Raw genomic sequence first — 21,319 nt, 5'->3', positions numbered from 1 at the left:
GGCCGGCGCCGCGCGGCTTGACCTGACGGCCAGTCAGGCGCTGCGCCACGCAACGCCGGCCGCGCGCCTGCCAGACCCAACGCGGCATACTCGGGAATTGATGACACGCCCTAGGGCCGCGTCGTCGCGACGACGCGGGATGTGGGAGCAACCTGATCGCGAAATTACCCTCCTACCGGACAAGCAGAATCCGCCTGCGCGTGGCGGAACGGATTGCGAGAGATGGCCTGACGCCGCTCCCACAAAAAAACGCGCCACCGCTGGGCGATGGCGCGTTCGGTGTTTCGCGCGACGCTAGAGCGCGGGCTCAGTCGGCCCAGCGCCCAGGGCCGGTGGACTGCGGCAGCACCTGCACCGACAGCGGACGGTCCTTCTCCAGCAGGTTGACCGCATCGCTCAGGATCGAGGCCGATTCGCGCAGCAGCGGATCCGGGCGCTTGTCGACCAGCTTCTCGCGCGCGGCGTCCTTGACGATGTCGCGCTCGTTGCCGGTCAGGCCGTCGTCGCTGCTGTCGTCGGCCAGCGGATCCAGCGGCAGGCCGAGCTGCTTGCGGATCTCCTGGCGCTGCTTGCGCTGCGCGTCCTGCTTCTCACGCTCGGCGCGGCGCTCGGCCTCGTTGAGCACCACGTACTTCTTCGCCGCCTCGGTGCGGAACTGGCGAACGTCCTCTTCCCACCACTGGAATTCCTTGTCGTTGGCAATGCGCGTGGTGTGCAGCGCCTCCAGCTTGGGCAGCAGCGGCGCGAAATTGCCGTACTGGGTGTGCGGCACCGCGGCGATGCGGCTCCACGGCAGGGCGTTGTCGTAGGTGCTTTCGCCGAACTCGGTGGCATCGACGCTGGCCGGGAAGGCGATGTCCGGCACAACACCCTTGTGCTGGGTGCTGCTGCCGCTGACGCGGAAGAACTGGGCGATGGTCAGCTTGACCTGGCCGAAGCGGTCGGTCTCGTTGGCCGGCCAGCGATCCAGGTCGACGATGTTCTGCACCGTGCCCTTGCCGAAGCTGGTCTCGCCGATGATCAGGCCGCGGCCGTAATCCTGGATGGCGCCGGCGAAGATCTCCGACGCAGAAGCCGAGCCGCGGTTGATCAGCACCGCCAGCGGGCCGTCCCAGGCCACGGCCGGGTTCTGGTCGCTGTTGACGGTGACGCGGCCGCCGGATTCGCGCACCTGCACCACCGGGCCCTGCTCGATGAACAGGCCGGTCAGCTCGATCGCCTCGTCCAGCGAACCGCCGCCGTTGTTGCGCAGGTCCAGCACCACGCCGTCGACCTTGTCGGTCTTGAACCCGGCCAGCAGCTTGGCCACGTCGCGGGTCGCCGAGGCATAGTCCTTGGCGTTGCGGCGGCGGCCTTCGAAGTCCTGGTAGAACGCCGGCAGCTTGATCACGCCGATGCGCCGGGCCGGCTCGCCGTCCTTGGCCGGCAGCTCGATGGTCTCGCCCTTGGCGGCCTGTTCGGCCAGGCGCACCTTCTGCCGGGTCAGCAGCACCTGGCGATGCTTGCCGTCCACGCCGGCCTCGGCGGGGATGTACTCCAGGCGCACCTGGGTGTCCTTGTCGCCGCGGATCTTGGCGACCACGTCGTCGATGCGCCAGCCGATCACGTCCTCGACCGGACCGCTCTTGCCCTGGCCGACGCCGACGATGCGATCGCCCGGCTTGAGCGTGCCGTCCAGCGCGGCCGGACCGCCCGGGATCACCTCGCGGATCACCACCAGGTCGTCCTGCTTCTGCAGCTGCGCGCCGATGCCTTCCAGCGACAGCGACATCTGCTGGTTGAAGTTCTCGGCGGTGCGCGGGGTGAAGTAGTCGGTGTGCGGATCGACCGTGTTGGTGTAGGCGTTCATGAAGAACTGGAACACGTCCTCGCTCTTCAGTTCCTTCACCGAGTCATCGAGGTTGGCGTAGCGCTTGTCCAGGGTCTTGCGGATGTCCTCCGGCTTCTTGCCGGCGAGCTTGAGCCGCAGCCAGTCGTTCATCACCGACTTGCGCCACAGCGCATCCAGTTCCTGGTCGTCCTTGGCCCACGGCGCATTCTTGCGGTCGTACTCGAACTTCTCGTCGCCGTCGAAGTTGAAGTCCTGCTTGAGCAGCTTGCGCGCGTAGGCGATGCGCTCGTCAACCCGCTGCCGGTACACGGCGAAGATCTGGAACGCCGGTTCCAGCTGGCCGGAGGCGATGTTGGCGCCAAGGTTGTTCTGGAAGCTGGCGAACTTGTCGACGTCGGCCTGGGTGAAGAACTGCTTGCTGCCGTCCAGGGTCTCCAGATACTTCTTGAAGACCTCCTTGGAGGTCGCCTCGTCGAGGGCGCGCGGCCGGTAGGCGTAGCGGCTGTCGGAGAGCAGGCCGTACACCAGCTTGGCGGTGGTGGCCTGGTCGGCGGTGGCAGCGGCCGGCAGGGCGGGCGCATCGGTACGGGCGAACAGCGCCAGCGGTGCGGTCAGCGCAAACGCCAGCAGGAAGGCGGAAGCTTTGAATTTCATCTGGGGACTCTCGGCACCAGGCCGTCAGGGGGGCAGCACATCGCGTGAGACAACACGACAGTGACGCAAGTTGCAGGCCGTGTCACCTGTTCATGAAGCAGACTAGCTGCCGGCTTGCGCAGAAATGTGAACGCTGCCGGTGCGAGCCGCGCGGACGGTCGTCCTGCGGCGACGAACGCGCGTCGCCGCCGCGCAAAGGCGCGATCGACGACGCGGCTCAGGAGGACGCGATTCAGGCGGCGACGCCGGCGCCAGCCGCCTGGCGATCGGCGTGATAGGACGAACGCACCATCGGCCCGGAGGCGACGTGGCTGAAGCCCAGCGCGTTGCCGTATTCCTCCAGCGCCTTGTATTCGTCCGGCGTCCAGTAGCGCATCACCGGGTGGTGATGGGCGGTCGGCTGCAGGTACTGGCCGATGGTGACCATGTCCACGTCGTGCGCACGCAGGTCGCGCAGGGTCGCCTGCACCTGCTCCAGGGTCTCGCCCAGGCCGAGCATGATGCCGGACTTGGTGGCGATGGCCGGATGCTGCGCCTTGAACTTCTTCAGCAGGGTCAGCGACCACTGGTAGTCGGCGCCGGGACGCACGTTCGGGTACAGGTCCGGCACGGTCTCGATGTTGTGGTTGAACACGTCCGGCGGATTGGTCGCCAGGATCTCCAGCGCGCGGTCCATGCGGCCCTTGCCGCGGAAGTCCGGGGTCAGGATCTCGATGCGGGTGGTCGGCGCGGCGACGCGGATCGCACCGATGCAGTCGGCGAAATGCTGGGCACCGCCATCACGCAGATCGTCGCGGTCGACGCTGGTCACCACCACGTACTTCAGGCCCATGTCGGCCACGGTCTGCGCCAGGCTGGCCGGCTCGCCGGCGTCCGGCGGCTTGGGCCGGCCGTGCGCGACATCGCAGAACGAACAGCGGCGGGTGCAGACCTCGCCGAGGATCATGAAGGTGGCGGTGCCGTGGCCGAAGCACTCGTGGATGTTCGGGCAGCTGGCCTCTTCGCAGACGGTGACCAGGCGGTTCTCGCGCAGCTTGGCCTTGAGATTCTGCACCGCATTGCCGGAGGGAATGCGCACGCGGATCCACGACGGTTTGCGCAGCACCGGCGCGTCGGCGAACTGCACCGGCGAGCGCGCGATCTTGTCGCCGCCCAACTGCTTGACGCCGGTCTGCAGCGGCGCGGGCGCGCTGTCGCCGGAAAGGACCTGCAAGGGAATGGAGCGTGCGCTGGGCTGGGTCATGGCGTGGTCGGCGGGCAGGCGGTCAGGCCGCGTGCGTGAGCGAAAGATCGGGCAAGGCGTCGAGCGGCTGCAGGGTCAGCCCGAACTGGCGCGCCAGTTGGGCCAGCAGGACCGGAGTGACCGCCTGCATGCCGGAGGGACCGCCCAAGTCTAGCACCGCGGTCACCTGCAGGCCCTGGTAGCCGCAGGGATTGATCCGGTGGAACGGCTCCAGGTCCATCGCCACGTTGAACGACAGGCCGTGGAAGGTGCAGCCGCGGCGCACGCGGATGCCGAGCGCGGCGACCTTGGCGCCGCCGACGTAGACGCCCGGCGCGCCGTCGCGGCGTTCGCCGAGGATGTTCCATTCGTCGAGGGTGTCGATGATCGCCTGCTCGATCCGGCACACGTAGTCGCGCACGCCGATGTGCAGGCGGCGCAGGTCCAGCAGCGGGTATACCACCAGCTGGCCGGGGCCGTGATAGGTGACCTGGCCGCCGCGATCGACCTGCAGCACCGGGATGTCGCCGGGCGCCAGCACGTGTTCCGGCTTGCCGGCCTGGCCGAGGGTGAACACCGGCTCGTGTTCGACCACCCACAGTTCGTCGGGGGTGGCCTCGTCGCGCGCATCGGTGAAGCGCTGCATCGCCCGCCACACCGGCTCGTAGGGCTGGCGGCCGAGCTGGCGGACGCCGCACGGCGGCAGCGTCAGTGCCGGCGCCACTGGCGCGTCCCCGGCTACAGCGTCCACTTCACTTCCGGGTGTTCGCGCAGCGCCTGATGCGCGGCGTCGTACTGGGCGCGGTCCACGGCACGGAAGGCGATGCGCACCGACACGTACTTGCCGTTGGACGAATGCTTCCAGCTGATGCGCTCCTCCATCACCTCCACGCCGGCCGCGGCGAGCAGGCGCGGCAGTTCGGCCTCCAGGCCGGTGTTGGCGGTGCCCATGGCGCTGAGTTCGAACACGCCGGGGAACTGGAAACCGTGATCGGGGTTATCGGAAGTGATGTCCATGTCCGCATTATCGGGCCGGCGCCGGGCAAACCCAAGGCCGGCCGCGGTGCGCAGACAGCGCCCCGGGATCCCGGAGCCGCGCAGCACGGAGATCCGACCGCGCGCAAGACACCGGTGCGGCGCGGCCGCGCGCCGCGGGGGTGCCCCCCCCCCTCCTGCACGGGTCATTGCGCACCATCGCCTTCACGCGACAAGAGGGCGAATGGGACAGACAAACCCAAACGGACGAATTTGTCCGCTACGGCGCTTTTGCCTATCCTTCACTGCACGGGCTGCGTTCATGGTCCGGGGTGGCGCCGGCACCGACTGCCTGCAGGCGTACATCGCCGCTCACTCCCTTTCCGATCAGAGACGCCGCTCATGCCGTCATCCCGCCCGTTGCTTCCGCTGGCTGTCGCCCTCGCCGCCGCGGCTGCGCCCGCCGTCGCCACCGCGCAATGCCCACGCGACACCCTGGAAGCGACCGCGCCCACGGTCAACGTCCGCGTCGACAACGACCTGTTCGGCGGCGCCGGCCAGGACCAGGGCTATACCAATGGGTTCGGCCTGATCATCGTCTCGCCGAACCTGCGCGACTACACCGACGACCCCTGCCTGCCGCGGCTGGCGCGGGCGGCGAACCGCGCCCTGACCTGGCTGCAGCCGAACAGCGACTTCACCCAGCGCAACATGACCTTCGCGGTCGGGCAAGCGCTGTTCACCCCCACCGACAAGACCCGCCGCGACCTGATCGAGGACGACCGCCCCTACGCCGGCCTGTTGCTGATGAACATCGGCTACAACGCGCGCAACGACGACCGCCTGCGTACCACCCAACTCACCCTGGGCCTGATCGGCCCATCGGCGCAGGGCAAGCAGGTGCAGGATGCGGTGCACGCCCTGCTCGGCGACGCCAAGTTCCAGGGCTGGGACAACCAGTTGCACGACGAACCGGTGTTCCGCGTGCTGCACGAACGGCTGCGCCGCTGGTCAGGCGACGGCAGCCGCGACGGCTGGGGGTGGGACGCGATCAGCCACTGGGGCGGCGCGCTGGGCACGCTGGACACCCACGCCAATGCCGGCATGGAACTGCGCCTGGGCTGGAAGCTGCCGGACGATTTCGGTAGTTCGCCGCTGCGTCCCGCCGGCGAGAACGTCGCTCCGCCGGCCGACAGCGTCGGCAGCGGCTGGTCGGCGCATCTGTTCGTGACCAGCGATGGACGCTGGGTCTTGCGCGACATCACTCTGGACGGCAACACCTTCCGCGACAGCCACAGCGTGAAGAAGCGCCCCTTCGTCGGCGACGCCGGCATCGGCCTGGCGGTGATGCGCGGCAAATGGAAGTTCGCCCTCGCCCGCTACTGGCGCACCCGCGAGTTCGACCTGCAGCGGCAGACGCCAGTGTTCGGGAGCTTTACGGTGAGTCGGAAGCTGTGAGGCTGGGAATGGGGAATGGGGAATGGCAAAAGCGGGCCTCCCACCCCATCCGTCAGGTCGCGAGACACCGCTTTACCCATTCCCTATTCCCCATTCTCCATTCCCCCCAAAAAAAAGCCGGCATCAGCCGGCTTTTTTCAACACTCATTCGGATTCCCACCACATCCAGAAGCTGTCCCACAGGCGCTTGAAGAAACCGGCCTCGTCGACCGCCTTCAGCGCCACCAGCGGGGCCTGCGCCACCACCTTGCCGTCCAGGCTCACCTTGACCATGCCGATCTGCTGGCCCTGCTTGATCGGCGCCTCGAGGGTCTTGGGCACTTCGATCGCCGGCTTCAGTTCGTTGTAGCGGCCGCGCGGCACGCTGACCAGCAGCGGCTGCGCCACGCCCAGCAGCACCTGCTTCTCGGTACCCTTCCACACGCGCTGCTGCGCGACCTGCTTGCCCGGCTCGTACAGGCTGTGGGTCTCGAAGAAGCGGAAGCCCCAGTTCAGCAGCGCCAGGCTGTCCTCGGCACGCTGCTTCTCGGAGCTGTCGCCCATCACCACCGCGATCAGGCGCTGGTCGCCGCGCTTGGCCGAGCTGAGCAGGCAGTAGCCGGCTTCGGAGGTGTGGCCGGTCTTGATGCCGTCCACGCTCGGGTCGCGCCACAGCAGCAGGTTGCGGTTGGGCTGGGTGATGTCGCCGACGCGGAATTCCTTGATCTTGTTGTACGCGTAGGTTTCCGGATAGTCGCGCACCATCGCCCGGCCCAGCAGCGCCAGATCGTAGGCGGTGGTGTAGTGGCCTTCGGCCGACAGGCCGTGGGCGTTGACGAAGTGCGAGCCGGTCATGCCGATCTTCTTCGCGTACTCGTTCATCAGCGACGCAAAGGCTTCCTCGCTGCCGGCGGTGTGTTCGGCCAGCGCGATCGCCGCGTCGTTGCCGGACTGGATCGCCATGCCCTTTTCCATGTCTTCCAGGCGCGCGGTCTTGTTGACCGGGAAGCCGCTGTAGCTGCCGTCGGTGCCGGCGCCGCCCTCGCGCCAGGCGCGCTCGCTGAGCATGACCTGGTCGTCGCGGGTAATCTTGCCCAGCTTCAATTCGGCCGCGATCACGTACGAGGTCATCACCTTGGTGATGCTGGCCGGGGCCACGCGTTCGTGTTCGTTCTCGCCGGCCAGCACCTGGCCGGTGGCGTAATCCATCAGCACCCAGGACTTGGAGACGGCCGGCTTGGGCGCGGGCGGGATCGCCACGGTGGCCGGAGCGGCGGCGGCGGCGGCCGGCGGCGCGGGAACCGGGCCGGGCGTCTGCGCGGAAACCAGGCCGACGGCGAACGTGGCCACGGCAGCGACGGCGAAGCGGAATTTCATCTAAAACGACTCCTGGCGGGCCCGAAGGCCGATGGAAAACGCGACATTGTAGGCCGAGCCGGCGCCCGGGCAGGCGCGGCGCGGGCACGCGCGCGAACCGGCGTTAAGCCATCGGCGCGCCGACCGCCCGCCGTGGCGGGCACGCCGCCTCAATCCTTGACGATCTGCGGCCGGCCGAAGCCGAGGCCGGCGATGCGCGTGGCCAGCTCGGCGGCGCGGCCATGGTCCTCGGCCGCCACCCGCAGCCGCCACAGGGTGCGGCCACCGGAGACGATGTCGCTGATGCTGGCGCCGACGATGCCGGCCGAGGCCAATTGCGACAGCGCGCGGTTGGCGTTCTCGCGGCTGGCGAAGCTGGCCACCTGCAGCAGGATGCCGAGCGGCCCGCGCGCGCTGTCGTCGTCGGCGCGCGACGCGGCGCTGACGACCGGTGCGGGAGGCGCTGCCGGCGTCGCCACTGCGACGGCCGGGGCGGCCACGACGGCGGTCGCCGTGGCAGCGGGCCTGGTCGTCGCGATGCCGCGGGATCCGCGCACCGGGGTGCTCGCTGCGGCCACGCTGGGCGCGGGCGTGGCCGGCTTGCCGGTGGCCACGCGCACGCCGCGCGACTTCATCCAGGCGTCGAAACGATCGGCATCGCCGACCCGGCCCGGCGCGTCCTGCACGCGATAGCGCCAGCGCTCGCCTTCCGGCAGCGCCGCGGCCGTGGCGGTCGCCGCGGCGGCGGTAGGCGCAACGACCGCCGCCACCGGCACGGCGCGCGCCGGCAAGGTCGCGGCGGCGGCCACGCTGCCGCCGGCCGCTCCGGCCGATTTCGCCGGCAGGGTCTTGACCAGATTATCCATGTCCGCCGCGCGCCGCACCGCCACGGGATCGCGGGTGCCGGCCGCGGTGGACGCGCTGGCCAGCAGCGTCGCCGGGCGCCGGCGGGGAGTGCGCCGTGCCAGCAGGTCGCCGTTGTCGGCCGGGGTCAGGCCGCGCACTTCCACGCGGCCGGTGCCCTTGCCGGTGATGCCGAGCTTGACCGCCGCCGCGTAGCTGAGGTCGATCAGCCGGTCGTCGTGGAACGGGCCGCGGTCGTTGATCCGCACCACCACCGACTCGCCGTTGTCCAGGTTGGTGACCAGGGCGAAGCTGGGCAGCGGCAGGGTCTTGTGCGCGGCGGTGAACGCGTACATGTCGTAGACCTCGCGGTTGGAGGTCAGCCGGCCATGAAACTTGCTGCCGTAGTACGAGGCGGTGCCGCGCTCGACGTAGCTGTGCGGATCGTCGATGACCACGTACTCGCGGCCCAGCACCATGTACGGGGAGCGGTTGCCGATCGCCGAGCGCGGCTCGTCGGTGACCAGCGGCTCGGGAATGCAGGCGACGTTGGGCACGTAGTCCGGGGTGCTGTCGCGCACGCCGGGCGCATACAGGCCACCGGCGGTGTAGTTGCCGCGCTTGGACGGATCTTCCTTGGCCGGCGCGTAGGGCGAGGTCGACGGACAACCGGTGGCGACGTGCGCCGGGCCCTTGCCCTCGACCCGGATGCCGGGCCCGGCGCCGCCGGCGGTCTTCTTCGGGGCGCTGCTGCAGGCGGCCAGCGCCAGCACAGCGACGACGGGAGCGATCCGGAGCAGCGCGTTCGGGTTCATGCCGGGGGTAACTCCTTGCCGGCGATGGCCTGGGACAGTTGGTAGACGGCCATCGCGTACATCTTGGAATTGTTGTAGCGGGTGATCGCGTAGTAGTTCTGGAAGCCCAGCCAGTACTGCTTGCCGGTGCTGCCGTCGAGGGTGATCGGCGTGGCGGTGCCCGCCGTCGCCGGCACCGGCGCGGTCGGCGTGTAGCCGCGCGCGGCCAGGTCGGCCAGGGTGTAGGTCGGCGTCCAGTCGGTCGGATTGAATTCCTCTGCGCCCGGGCGCAGCGTCGCCGGCACCGCGACCACGCCGTCGCGCACCCAGCCGCCCTTCTTGACGAAGTAGTTGGCGATGGACGAGAACGCGTCGTCGTAGTCGGTGAACAGGTTGCGCTTGCCGTCGCCATCTCCGTCGACCGCGAATTGGCGATAGCTGGAGGGCATGAACTGGCCCAGGCCCATCGCGCCGGCGTAGCTGCCGATCAGGCCGGTGATGTCCAGGTTCTCCTCGCGGGCCAGCGCGAACAGCTGGCCGAGCTCATCGCGGAAGAACAGCTCGCGGCGCACCTCGCGCTCGAGCTTGGCCGGATCGCCGCTGCGCGGATAGCGGAACGCCAGCGTGTACAGCGCATCCAGCACGCGGTAGGAGCCGGCGTTCTTGCCGTAGCTGGTTTCCACGCCGATGATCGCGACGATGACCTCGGCCGGCACGCCGGTGCGCGCCTGCACCCGCTGCAGTTCGTCGCGATGCGTGGCCAGGAACGCGCGGCCGCCATCGATGCGCGCCTGGCTGATGAACATCGGCCGGTACTCGCTCCACGGCTTGACCCGCTCGGCCGGGCGCGACATCGCCGCGACGATCGCATCCTTGAACTGGGCCTGCGCCAGGGTCGCCTCGATCTGCGCCGGATCCATGCCGTACCTGGCCGCGGTGTCGCGGACGAAGTTGGCGCGGGCGACCTCGAACGGGACCGGGGTCAGGTCCACCGGTGGCGCCTGCACCACTTCCGGCGCGGCCTCGGCCGGCGGAGCCGGACGCGGCGCAGGCGGCGGCGCGCTGGCCTGCGGCGGCGACGGAGGCGCCTTGGGCTGGGTCGCGCATGCGACCAGGCCAAGCGTGAGCAGGCAAATCAGCGAGCGTCGGATCATGCCGGCAGACTAACAGATTCAAGATGAATTTCTACCAATAACGCCATGAAACAAAAGAACTTTGCCCCAGGTCAAGTGCGCCCGCAGCATGGCCTGCCGGCATGCACCGGGCACGCGCCCCGACCTGGGCGTGGCGACGGCACAAAAAAGCCGCCGGGGTTGCCTCCGGCGGCTTGGCCTGACGCATGACGCCCACTCAGAACGGCGCGTCGATGTCGACCACGTCGATCAGCTTGTGATTGACGAATTCCTTGATGCCCAGCCCGATCAGTTCGCGCCCGTAGCCGGAACGGCGCACGCCGCCGAACGGCAGGTCGGCCTTGACCATGGTCGGGTGGTTGACGAACACCATGCCGGTGGAGATGCGCCTGGCCACCGCCACGCCGCGCGCATCGTCGCCGGTGAACACCGAGCCGCCCAGGCCGAACGGCGAATCGTTGGCGATGCGCACCGCGTCGTCCTCGTCCCGGGCGCGGAACAGCATCGACACCGGGCCGAAGAATTCCTGGTGGTAGGCCGGGTTGTCCGGGCCGACGTCGGTGAGCAGGGTCGGCTGCACGAACGCGCCATGCACGGGTACCGGCGGCCCGACCTCGGTCGCGGTGGCGCCATGCCTGACCGCCTCGGCGATCTGCCGCTTCAGGTCGTCGGCGGCGCCCTGCGAAGACAGCGGCGCCAGGGTGGTCGCCGGATCCATCGGATCGCCGGCCCGCAGCGCCGCCACGCCGGCGCGGTAGCGCTGCAGGAATTCGTCGTACACCTCCTGCACCACGATCATGCGCTTGGACGACACGCAGACCTGCCCGCCGTTCCAGTGGCGGCCGAACACCGCCCACTTCACCGTCTTCTCCAGCGGCGCATCGTCCAGCACCACGAAGGCGTCGGCACCGCCCAGTTCCATGGTCGACTTCTTCAGTGCCTTGGCCGCCTGGGCCGCGACGATGGCGCCGGCGCCTTCCGACCCGGTGAGCGCCACGCCGTGCACGCGCGGATCGTTGAGGATGGTCTCCACCTGGCCGCGGGTGGCGTAGAGATTGGCGAAGGCCCCGGCCGGCAGACCGGCTTCGGCCATCAGCGCTTCGAACTTGGCCGCGCACTGCGGCACGTTGGAGGCGTGCTTGAGCAGCACGGTGTTGCCGGCCGACAGTTGCGGGGCGATGATCCGCGCGATCTGGTAGTACGGGAAATTCCACGGCTCGATCGCCAGCAGCACGCCCAGCGGCTCGTGCACCACCATCGCCCTGCCCTCGGCCGGATCGGCCACCGGCAGATGCTCCGGCGCCAGCAAGCGCTCGGCGTTGACCGCGTAGTACTCGAAGATGTCCGCCGACAGCCGCACCTCGGCTTCGGCCTCGCCGATCAGCTTGCCCATCTCCAGCGTCAGCAGGCATGCGTACTCGCGGGTGTTGGCGCGCAGCAGCCGCGCCGCGGCATGCATCACCCTGGCGCGTTCGGCGAACGGGGCCTGCTTCCATTGCTGGAACGCGGCGTCGGCGGCATCGATCGCGGCCAGTACCTGCGCATCGGTGGCCTCCGGGAAGGTGGCGAGCAATTCGCCGGTATAGGGATTGCGGGTCGCATAGGTCATGGTGGTGTCCTCGTGGAAGGTCGGAAAGCGCCGGACGCCTCGCGCCGACGCGGGAAGCGGTTGGATCAGGCGGCCAGTTCCTTCACCGCCTGCACCATGCGGTTGAGCACCGCGGCGGCGTCGCCGTAGACCATGTCGCAGTTGTCGCCGTAGAACAGCAGGTTCTCCACGCCGGCGTAGCCCTTGCCCTGGCCGCGCTTGATCACGTAGACCTGATGCGCCTGGTCGGCGTTGAGGATCGGCATGCCGTAGATCGGCGACGCCTTGTCGGTGCGCGCCGCCGGGTTGACCACGTCGTTGGCGCCGATCACCAGCGCCACGTCGGTGCTGGCGAAGCTGTCGTTGATGTCCTCCATGTCGTAGATCAGGTCGTAGGGCACGCCGGCTTCGGCCAGCAGCACGTTCATGTGCCCGGGCATGCGCCCGGCGACCGGATGGATGGCGAACTTCACGTCGACGCCGGCGGCCTGCAGCAGCTTCACCAGTTCGTACAGCCGCCCTTGCGCCTGCGCCACGGCCAGGCCGTAACCGGGCACGATGATCACGCTGGAGGCGTAGCGCATCGACGTCGCCGCATCGCCCGGCTCGACCGCGGTCATGCGGCCCTGCACGTCGCCCTGCACGACGGCGGCGCCGTCGCCGAAATTGCTGAACAGCACGTTGCCCAGCGAGCGGTTCATCGCCTTGGCCATCAGCACGGTCAGCAGGGTGCCGGCCGAGCCGACCACCATGCCGGCGATCATCAGCGCCGGGTTCTGCAGGGCGAAGCCTTCCAGGCCCACCGCCAGGCCGGTGAAGGCGTTGTACAGCGAGATCACCACCGGCATGTCGGCGCCGCCGATCGGCAGCGTCATCAGCACGCCGAAGCCCAGCGCGGCGATGAAGAACGCCGGCGCCGCCCAGGCGCCGCCCGTGCCGGTGACCACCAGCGCGCCCAGCACCAGCGCGGCCAGGAACACCGCAGCATTGAAGGCGCTCTGGCCCTTGAACCGCCACGCGGTGTTGATGCGGCCATCGAGCTTGGCCCAGGCGATCACCGAGCCGGACAGCGAGATCGCGCCGATCAGCGCACCGAGTACGGTCACCGCCAGGTGCAGGCCGCCCTGCTGCGGCTGCCGCGCGGTCAGCGCGACCGCGGCCACGGCCGCGGCGGCGCCGCCGCCCATGCCGTTGTACAGCGCCACCATCTGCGGCATCGCGGTCACCGCGACACGGCGGCCGCTGCGCCAGGCCCAGGCACCGCCCAGCAGCAACGCCAGCAGCGCCAGGGCCAGGTTGGTCAGCGCGTGCGGACGCGCCGCGGGCTGCAGGTCGGCGAGATAGCCGAAGGCGGCGGCCACCGCCACCAGCATGCCGATCCCGGCCAGGACGATGCCGCGCAGCGCGGTCACCGGCGAGGACATGCGCTTGAGGCCGAGGATGAACAGCAATGCGGCGGCGAACCCGCTCAGTTCCACCAGGAGCGAGAGCATGGCGCTACTCCTTCGCGGCCGGCGCGGCGCTGGGCTTGAACATCGCCAGCATGCGGTCGGTGACCACGTAGCCGCCGGCGGCATTGCCGGCGCCCAGCAACACGCCGACGAAGCCGATCGCCTGGCCGGCGACGGTGTCGGCATTGAACAGCGCGTGCATCGCGCCGACCACGACGATGCCGTGGACGAAGTTGGAACCGGACATCAGCGGCGTGTGCAGGATCGACGGCACCTTGCCGATCACTTCGTAGCCGGTGAACGCGGCCAGCATGAACACGTACAACGCGATCAGCCAGCTCATCGACAGATCGAGGGACATGACTCAGGACTCCTTGGTGGGAACGGGCGCGGCGGCCGGCACCGGTGGGTGGCAGAGGCGGCCGTCATGGGTGAGCGCGGTGCCGGCGACCACCGCATCGTCGAAGTCCGGCGCCAGTGCGCCATCGCGCACCAGCAGGTCGAGCAGCCCCAGCAGGTTCTTGGCGTACAGCTCGCTGGCGTGCTGGGCCAGCGCCGAAGGCACGTTGCGCGGGGCGACGAGGGTGACCGGTCCGACCTCCACGGTCTGCCCCGGCACGCTGCCTTCGCAGTTGCCGCCGCTGTCGGCGGCGAGATCCACGATCACCGCGCCGGGCTTCATGCCGGCGATCTGCTCGCGGTCGATCAGGATCGGCGCGGTGCGCCCGGGCACGTTGGCGGTGGTGATGATCAGATCGGCCTGCTGAATGTGCTGGGTCAGCACCGCCGTGGCCTTGGCCCGCTCCTCGGCGCTGAGTTCGCGCGCATAGCCGCCCTCGCCGCGCGCATCGATGCCGGTGTCGACGAAGCGCGCGCCGACCGACTGCGCCTGCTCGCGGGTTTCCGGACGCACGTCGTAGCCTTCGGTAATCGCGCCTAGCCGGTGCGCGGTGGCCAGCGCCTGCAGGCCGGCCACGCCCAGGCCCATCACCAGCACGCGCGCGGCACGCAGCGAACCGACCGCGGTGGTCATCATCGGCAGGATGCGCGGCAGATGCACGGCGCCGAGCAGCGGCGCGTAGTAGCCGGCCAGTGCGGCCTGGCTGGACAGCACGTCCAGCGCCTGCGCGCGGCTGATGCGCGGCACCGTCTCCATCGCGAAGGCGGTGATGCGGCGTTCGCACAGCAGCTCCAGCAGGCCCGGCAGCTTGGCCGGGTACAGCATCGCGATCAGCATGCTGCCCGGGCGCAGCGCCGCCACCGTGCGCAGCGATGGCGCCTGCACGGCCAGCAGCAGGTCCGCACCGGCCACCACCTCTTGCGCATCGTCGAGTACGGTGGCGCCGGCATAGGCCGCATCCGGCAGTCGCGAACCGCTGCCGGCACCGGCCTGCAGGCGCAACTGCGCGCCCAACTTGGCCAGCTTCGGCAGCACCGCGGGCACCATCGCCACGCGGCGCTCCTCGGCCTGTTCTTCCCTCAGGACTGCAACAGTGAACGCCATGATCGCGGCTCGCTTGGAGGACGCGTGCACTGTGCGCGCCGGCCGACGCGCGGGCATTGATCCGGATCAAGCGCGCTGCCGCATCACGCGCAAAAGAACGCGCGCGATGTCCGCCGCTAGGCGGCGGAACGCTGCCGTGTGACAGGGCGATGGCATCACGTGCGGACGATTGCAGTGCGTGGCGGCGCACGCCATCAAAGCCGCAAGACGCGGGCACCGACCGCTCGCGCCACGCGGGCGCGCGCCGAGTGGCCGCCGGCGTTGCGCGCGCGGGCTACAGGGCCGGGAACACCGGCGCGCTGCTGCAGGCTGGAATCGACCCGGCGAGCGTGGTCGCATAGGTCGAGGCCGCGCTGCTGTCCTCGCTCAAGCGCAGGTCGGATTGGTCCACGCCGATGCGCGCATTGCTGGCATGCAGCGTGGCGACATCGGCGGCCACGTGCGCCAGCACCAGCTCGAGCGGTGTCGCGGCGCTGTAGCCCTGCACCGTACTGCCCTTGCCGGCGGGCGTGTCCTGCGCGCGCAGTCCGTCGACCACGATCCCGGCGAAGCTCGGCACGCTGCCGCTGCGGCTGCCGCCGTGGTCGTGGCCGTACCGCGGCGTGATCACCAGGGGCTTGGCCACATCGAACAGGCAGGTGTTGCGGTAGAGCACGTCGCGCACCGGTCCGCCCTTGACCAGGCCGGTCTTGATGCGCAGGCCGTTGTTGTCGGTGGCGACGATGCCGTCGGCGTCGTGGCCGACCAGGCGATTGCCGTCCACCAGCACGTTGCCGACGCCGTACATCACCTCGCTGCCGATGGAGATGCCGTGGGTGCCGTAGAAGCGCGAATCGCGCACGGTGATGTCGGCCGAGCGCGCGGCGCTGGTCTTGATCGCGATGCCGTCGTCGCCGGCCATCACGTCGTTGTCGGCCAGGGTCGCATTGCGCACGCTGTCCAGATCCAGGCCGTCGGTGTTGGGGCTGTTGGCCGGCGCCCTGACCCGCACGCCCCACACCGTGACGCCGTCGCCGCCGTGCACGAAGACGTGGAAGTACGGCGCATTGACCAGGTTGACGTGGTAGAGCTGCAGATCGGCGACGTCCTGCGCGCGGATCAGGTCGGGCGCGTTCTGGGTCTGGCCGGCGGCCTTGGCGCCGCGCGCGAATTGCCACCAGCTGTCGCTGCCGCCGAGCATCGGCAGGTCGCCGCGGCCGTCGATAGTGCCCTGGTGGCCGGCGCCGTCGCGCACGCCCATCACCCCCAGGCTGCGCCCCTGCAGGGTGATCAGCGCGCGGCAGCCGCCGCTGCGGGCCGCGGCCTGGCCGCAGGCGTTGCGGCCGGGCACCTGGTAGTCGGCGGGCTGGCGCGAGGCGAACAGGGTCACGCCGCTGTCGATCGACAGCGTGGTGTCGCTGCGGATCGTCAACGGTCCGCTGAGGAAGGCGTTGCCGCTGCCGGCGCGCAGCAGCACCGCGCCGTGCGCACCGGCGGCGCAGCGGTCGAGCGCGGCCTGGATGCGTGCGGTGTCCGGCGGGCGGCGCTCCAGCGCGTCGGTGAAGCGGCGCTGCTGCGCCTGCAGGGTGGCATCCAGCGCCATGCACACCGGCGGCAAGTGCGGTTCGACCGCGTGGCGGGAATCGCCGGTCGCGGCAGCGCTGACGAACGCAGCGGCGGCGAGTACGCCGCCGGACACCAGCGCGACGCGCACAGGCTTGCTCATTGCCGAAGCGCGGCGTGCGAAGGCGGCAGCGTGGCGGCGGGCGACGCCGCGGCGGCCGCAGGACGCGGCTCCGGCAGCTCGGCGACCGGCAGGCGCGCGTCGGCGGACAATTGCTGCCAGCGGTCGTCGACGATCGTCGCCAGCCCGGCCGGGTGTTGATCGAAATGGTGACCGCCGTGCAACACCACCACCTCCGCTCCGCGCGCGCGCAATTGCGGGCAGAGCGTATCCTTTTCCTTGTCGCCGTACACGCACAGCAACTGCGCCGCGGGAATGCGCGCCAGTTCCGGCTGCACCGGCAGTGCGTCGTCGTCGTCGCCGAGGTTGAGCCAGCCGCGCACGCGGATCTGGAAATCGGCCTTGTGTTCCAGGCCCAGCAACGCGACCAGGCCGACCTGCTCGCGCTGCGCCGGCGGCAGCCGGTTGACCATGAACGGCAGGGTGGTGGCGCCGAAGGAATAGCCGACCAGCAGGATCTTCTGCGGACGCCAGCGCTGCTGGTAGTAGGCGATGACCCGGCTCAGGTCGGCGCTGGCCCGCGCCGGCGGCTTGGCCCGCCAGAAGTAGCGCAGGCTGTCCCAGCCGACCACGGCGATGCCGCGGCGCTGCAGCGCTTCGGCCATGCCCTTGTCGATGTCGCGCCAGCCGCCGTCGCCGGACAGCACGATGGCCAGCGCTGCGCCCGGGGTCGCCGAGGGCAGCTCGGTCAGCGGCAGATCGTCCAGCGCCCCGCCACGGCCGCGCGCATGCAGGTGCGCGGCGACCCGCGCGGCCAGCGCGGCATCCACGCCGCCGTCGGCCGGCGCGGCCACGGTGTCGACAAAGCCCTGCGCTGCGGTCGCGGCGGCGGTGCCGGCACAGACCTCGGTGGGTGCCGGCGCCACGCCGATCGCGCCCCCCAGGGTCGCCGAGGGCGCCGCGCCGACGATGCGCGCGGCCAGGGTCGCGGCGGTGCCGGTGCCGGCCAGCACCGGCAGGTAGTAGCTGTCGCCGTGCAACTGCCGCTGCAGCCGCCGGCTCAGCCGTTCGGCATCGTGCCAGGCCTTGTCGCAGCCGTGGCCGCCACGGCGCAAGTGCTTCAGATAGCGCTGGCCGTCGACCACCGCGACCAGCGCGCCGCTGGCGGCGATGCGCCGCGCGGCGTCCTGCCGCTGCGCCGGGCTGCCGCTGGCCAGCAGGATCACCAGGCCCTGCGGCGCCCCCTGCGGATGCACCAGGGTCGTGCGCCCGTAGCCACGGGCATGCAGCGCCCCCGGCGGAAAGTAATAGCGCAGCAGTGCATAGCCGCTCAGGCCCAGCACCACGCTCGTCAACAGCAACACGCGCAGGAATTTCATCGACACGCATCCATCCCGGCCAACGCCGAGCCTCTGGACAACCACGGGAACGACGAGGCAGCGGCGGACGACGCAGACGGGTGGGCCGGAGCCCGGATCGGCGGATGCGCTGCGGAGGATGCCTCGGCGATGTGGGCTGGGATGGATGCGCGGGGTCGCACCTGCCTACCCGGAAGTTCCTGCACACCTGTGGGCCGGGGGGAGCGGCGCGCGTCACGTGGCATCGACGCGCATTGTGCGGATGCACGACATGCGCCGCAATAATGCCGTCACCTGCCTGCAAGGTTGCGGTTAAGCCAGCGCGCGTCGAACGCCGTGCGCTGGTTCAGTAGCCGTGCACCGGGCGGTGCGCCTTCACCGCCATCACCAGGCCCAGCCCGGCCAGCAACGACACCGCCGAGGTGCCGCCGTAGCTCATCAGCGGCATCGGCACGCCGACCACCGGCAGCAGCCCGGAGATCATGCCGCCGTTGACCAGCACGTAGACGAAGAACGCCAGGCCGGTGGCGCCGGCCAGCAGCCGCGAGAAGGTGTCCCGCGCCTGCGAGGCGATCCACAGGCAGCGCCCGATCACGATCAGGTACAGGGTCATCACCGTGGCCACGCCGATCCAGCCGAACTCCTCGCTGAGCACGGAGAACGCGAAGTCAGTGGTCTGCTCGGGAATGAAGTTCAGGTGCGACTGCGAGCCCATGCCCCAGCCCTTGCCGTGCAGGCCGCCGGAACCGATCGCGATCTTGGACTGGATGATGTTCCAGCCGGCGCCGAGCGCGTCGTTCTCCGGGTTGAGGAACATCATGATGCGGTCCTTCTGGTAGGGCCGCAGCAGCCACAGCCAGGCCACCGGCGCGGCCGCGGCGACGCCGCCGACGGCGATGCCCACCCACCACCACGGCAGGCCGGCCAGCAGCAGCACGAAGCCACCGCTGGCGGCGATCAGCACGCCGGTCCCGAAGTCCGGCTGCAGCATGATCAAGGCGGTGGGAATGCCGATGATGACCGCGCTGACCAGCACGGTCGGGATGCGCGGCGGCAGCGGCATGCGGTGCAGGTACCAGGCCACCATCATCGGCATGCTGATCTTCAACAGCTCGGCCGGCTGCAGGTAGAACACCTTCAGGTCCAGCCACTGCCGCCCGTACTTGCCGGTGCCCAGCACGAACACCGCCAGCAGCGGCAGCATCGACAGCGCGTAGATCAGCGGGGTCCAGGCGCGCAGGCGCAGCGCCGACACCCGCGACAGGCTCCACATCGCCGCCGCACCGATGGCGAAACGCGCGCCCTGCGCCATCACCAGGTGCATGCCGCCGGCGCTCTTGAGCACCGCCAGCCCCATCGCCATCAGCGCGCCCAGCGCCAGGCACAGCGGCCAGTCCAGGGTGCGGGTGAAGCGGCCGCCGATCTCGACCAGCCAGCGCAGGAAATCCTTCATCGCTCGTCCGGAATCTCGTCGGGGATCGGCGGCGGCGCAGCCGGCAGCGGCACCGCCGCGGCGTCCACCTCGGCCTGGCCGATCAGCACCGGGCGTTCGCCGGCGGCCAGGGCGACCGCGTCGGCGGCGGCGCGCGAGCCGGGATCTTCTGCGTAGTACAGGTGGCTGCCGAACGCGGTGGCGCCGCGCAGGCTGTCCAGCGGCTCGACCCCGGGCGGCAGTCGGCCGAGCAGCCAGGCATCGAAGATCTTGCGCGCGATCGGTGCGGCGGTGCTGGCGCCGTAGCCGCCGCCTTCCACCGCGATCGCCAGGGCGATGGTCGGCCGCTCCGCCGGCGCGAAGCCCTCGAACAGCGAACGGTGGCGCAGGTGCATCGGCAGGCTGCGCGGATCGACCGCGGCCAGTCCCTTGCGGCTGACCACCTGCGCGGTGCCGGTCTTGCCGGCCATCTGGTAGGGCGCGCCGACGGTGATCGAATAGCCGCTGCCGCCCGGGCGCATGGTGTCCATCATGCCTTCGCGCACCGCCTGCAGATTGCCGGGGTTGTCGCTGATCGGCTTGCTCGTGCCCGGCTGCACCGGCGCCCAGGGCTGGTCGAAGGCCTGGCGCGTGGCCATCACCAGGTGCGGCGTGCGCAGTTGCCCATCGGCGAGGCCGGCGACTCCGCGCACCAGTTGCAGCGGGGTCACCTTCCAGTCGCCCTGGCCGATGGCGATGTTGACCGTATCGCCGGGGTACCAGGCTTCCTTGCGGCTCTTGGCCTTGTACGCCGGCGAGGGCACGATGCCGCCGGTCTCGCCGACCAGGTCGATGCCGGTGGGCACGCCGAAGCCGTAGCGGGTCATGTACTGGTCGACCTTGGTGATGCCCATGTCGATGGCCAGCTTGTAGTAGTAGGTGTTCACCGACTGCGCGATCGACTTGCGCAGGTCGGTCCAGCCGTGGCCGCCGCGGTGCGAGTCGCCCCAGCCGCGGCTGACCCCGGGCAGGTAGAACATGCCGGTGGAGAGGATCTTGTCCTCCGGGCGGCGGGTGCCGCTGTCCAGGCCGGCCAGGCCCATGAACGGCTTGATGGTGGAGCCGGGCGCCACGCCGCCCAGCACCAGGCGGTTGAACTGCGGCCGCGACGGGTCGCTGTTGAGCGCCTGGAAGTCGGCGTGGGAAATGCCGTTGACGAACAGGTTGGGGTCGTAGGACGGCAGGCTGACCATCGCCAGGATCTCGCCGGTGCGCGGATCGATGGCGATGGCCGAGCCCTGGTAGTCGCCGAACGCGGCGACCATGGCGCGCTGCAGGTCGGCGTCGATGGACAGGCGCAGGTCGGCGCCGGACTGCGCCGGCACCCGGCCGACGGTGCGGATCGCGCGGCCCTGCACGTTGGTCTCGACCTGCTCGTAGCCGACCTTGCCGCGCAGTTGCTCCTCGTAATAGCGCTCCAGCCCGGACTTGCCGATGTGGGTCAGCGCCGCGTTGCCCTCGCCCAGCGTCTCCAGGTCCTTCTCGTCGATGCGGCCGACGTAGCCGATGATGTGCGCGAACAGGTCGCCGTAGGGGTAGTGCCGGGTCAGGTAGGGTTCCAGCTCCACGCCCGGGAAGCGCCAGCGGTCCACCGCGAAGCGCGCCCGCTCCTCCTCGCTGACACGCAGCTTCAGAGTGATCGGGCGGAAGCTGCGGCTGGCCTTGCGCGCGGCCTGGAAACGCTCGATGTCTTCCGGCGACAGCGCGATGACCTTGCCCAGCTCGGCCAGCAGCGCGTCCATGTCGGCGACCTTGTCCGGGGTCACGTCGAGCCGGAACGCGGGGACGTTCTCGGCCAGCAGGCGGCCGTTGCGGTCGTAGATCATGCCGCGCCCGGGCACCACCGGCCGTGGCTTGATGCGGTTGGCGTCCGAGCGGGTGGCGTAGATGTCGTGGTCCAGCACCTGCAGCTTGAAATACCAGGCGCCCAGGCCCAGCAGCGCCAGCAGCACGCACAGGAACCCCAGCGCCGCGCGGCGCCGGAACTGCTCGGCCTCGGCGTGCGGGTTCTTCTGCGCGCGGCGCGGATGCAGGGCCAT

16 protein-coding genes are annotated in these 21,319 nt (G+C 70.2%); 1 reads left to right on the top strand and 15 read right to left on the bottom strand.

The window, feature by feature from the left end; genetic code table 11:
* Positions 1–307: 307 nt before the first annotated feature.
* The 4 genes from SLW56_RS12310 to SLW56_RS12295 all read right to left on the bottom strand — a co-directional run bounded on the left by SLW56_RS12310 (position 308) and on the right by SLW56_RS12295 (position 4,724).
* Positions 308–2,485 (bottom strand): carboxy terminal-processing peptidase, encoded by a 2,178-nt coding sequence (locus SLW56_RS12310; protein WP_017908122.1) that lies wholly within the window; start codon positions 2,483–2,485, stop codon positions 308–310.
* A 232-nt stretch (positions 2,486–2,717) separates the two neighbouring features.
* On the bottom strand, positions 2,718–3,728 hold the full coding sequence (lipA, locus tag SLW56_RS12305) for a lipoyl synthase (RefSeq protein WP_043094712.1): 1,011 nt from the start codon (positions 3,726–3,728) through the stop codon (positions 2,718–2,720).
* A gap of 22 nt (positions 3,729–3,750) precedes the next feature.
* A complete protein-coding gene (gene lipB / locus SLW56_RS12300; RefSeq protein ID WP_267099716.1) occupies positions 3,751–4,458 on the bottom strand; it encodes a lipoyl(octanoyl) transferase LipB in 708 nt (235 codons plus the stop codon).
* On the bottom strand, positions 4,446–4,724 hold the full coding sequence (locus SLW56_RS12295; protein WP_010343116.1) for a YbeD family protein: 279 nt from the start codon (positions 4,722–4,724) through the stop codon (positions 4,446–4,448). Before SLW56_RS12295 ends, lipB begins: the two co-directional genes overlap by 13 nt.
* A gap of 360 nt (positions 4,725–5,084) precedes the next feature.
* Between SLW56_RS12295 and SLW56_RS12290 the strand changes: the two genes are divergently transcribed.
* Positions 5,085–6,140 (top strand): lipid A deacylase LpxR family protein, encoded by a 1,056-nt coding sequence (locus tag SLW56_RS12290; RefSeq protein WP_150409629.1) that lies wholly within the window; start codon positions 5,085–5,087, stop codon positions 6,138–6,140.
* Between the two features lie 144 nt (positions 6,141–6,284).
* On the opposite strand, the gene SLW56_RS12285 is transcribed toward SLW56_RS12290, so the two are convergent.
* The 11 genes from SLW56_RS12285 to mrdA form a co-directional block, all read right to left on the bottom strand.
* Positions 6,285–7,496 carry a D-alanyl-D-alanine carboxypeptidase family protein gene (locus tag SLW56_RS12285; protein ID WP_148829351.1) on the bottom strand — a complete coding sequence of 404 codons (1,212 nt, stop codon included), beginning with the start codon at positions 7,494–7,496 and terminating at the stop codon, positions 6,285–6,287.
* Between the two features lie 149 nt (positions 7,497–7,645).
* Positions 7,646–9,133: a septal ring lytic transglycosylase RlpA family protein gene (locus tag SLW56_RS12280; protein ID WP_320694913.1), complete on the bottom strand. Its 1,488-nt coding sequence runs from the start codon at positions 9,131–9,133 to the stop codon at positions 7,646–7,648.
* Positions 9,130–10,266 (bottom strand): lytic murein transglycosylase B, encoded by a 1,137-nt coding sequence (mltB, locus tag SLW56_RS12275; RefSeq protein ID WP_320694912.1) that lies wholly within the window; start codon positions 10,264–10,266, stop codon positions 9,130–9,132. The genes SLW56_RS12280 and mltB overlap by 4 nt, the downstream gene beginning before the upstream one ends.
* Positions 10,267–10,462: 196 nt before the next feature.
* Positions 10,463–11,854: an NAD-dependent succinate-semialdehyde dehydrogenase gene (locus SLW56_RS12270; protein WP_267122001.1), complete on the bottom strand. Its 1,392-nt coding sequence runs from the start codon at positions 11,852–11,854 to the stop codon at positions 10,463–10,465.
* A gap of 65 nt (positions 11,855–11,919) precedes the next feature.
* On the bottom strand, positions 11,920–13,326 hold the full coding sequence (locus SLW56_RS12265) for an NAD(P)(+) transhydrogenase (Re/Si-specific) subunit beta (protein ID WP_295954314.1): 1,407 nt from the start codon (positions 13,324–13,326) through the stop codon (positions 11,920–11,922).
* 4 nt (positions 13,327–13,330) lie between these two features.
* The gene (locus SLW56_RS12260; protein ID WP_017909700.1) at positions 13,331–13,645 is read right to left on the bottom strand and encodes an NAD(P) transhydrogenase subunit alpha; all 315 of its coding nucleotides are present in this window, start codon (positions 13,643–13,645) and stop codon (positions 13,331–13,333) included.
* A 3-nt stretch (positions 13,646–13,648) separates the two neighbouring features.
* Positions 13,649–14,788 (bottom strand): NAD(P) transhydrogenase subunit alpha, encoded by a 1,140-nt coding sequence (locus tag SLW56_RS12255; protein WP_320694911.1) that lies wholly within the window; start codon positions 14,786–14,788, stop codon positions 13,649–13,651.
* A 274-nt stretch (positions 14,789–15,062) separates the two neighbouring features.
* Positions 15,063–16,493 carry a glycosyl hydrolase family 28 protein gene (locus SLW56_RS12250; protein WP_320694910.1) on the bottom strand — a complete coding sequence of 477 codons (1,431 nt, stop codon included), beginning with the start codon at positions 16,491–16,493 and terminating at the stop codon, positions 15,063–15,065.
* A complete protein-coding gene (locus SLW56_RS12245; RefSeq protein ID WP_320694909.1) occupies positions 16,490–17,830 on the bottom strand; it encodes an AcvB/VirJ family lysyl-phosphatidylglycerol hydrolase in 1,341 nt (446 codons plus the stop codon). Before SLW56_RS12245 ends, SLW56_RS12250 begins: the two co-directional genes overlap by 4 nt.
* 325 nt (positions 17,831–18,155) lie before the next feature.
* Positions 18,156–19,262 carry a rod shape-determining protein RodA gene (gene rodA / locus SLW56_RS12240; protein ID WP_017911558.1) on the bottom strand — a complete coding sequence of 369 codons (1,107 nt, stop codon included), beginning with the start codon at positions 19,260–19,262 and terminating at the stop codon, positions 18,156–18,158.
* Positions 19,259–21,319 (bottom strand): penicillin-binding protein 2, encoded by a 2,061-nt coding sequence (mrdA, locus tag SLW56_RS12235; protein WP_152180741.1) that lies wholly within the window; start codon positions 21,317–21,319, stop codon positions 19,259–19,261. The genes rodA and mrdA overlap by 4 nt, the downstream gene beginning before the upstream one ends.

This window comes from Xanthomonas sp. LF07-6, from assembly GCF_034105445.1.
GTDB classification, from domain to species: Bacteria; Pseudomonadota; Gammaproteobacteria; order Xanthomonadales; family Xanthomonadaceae; genus Xanthomonas_A; species Xanthomonas_A sontii.
Note: the sequence above shows the minus strand (reverse complement) of the source record. Positions and strands in the feature narration are given on the sequence as shown.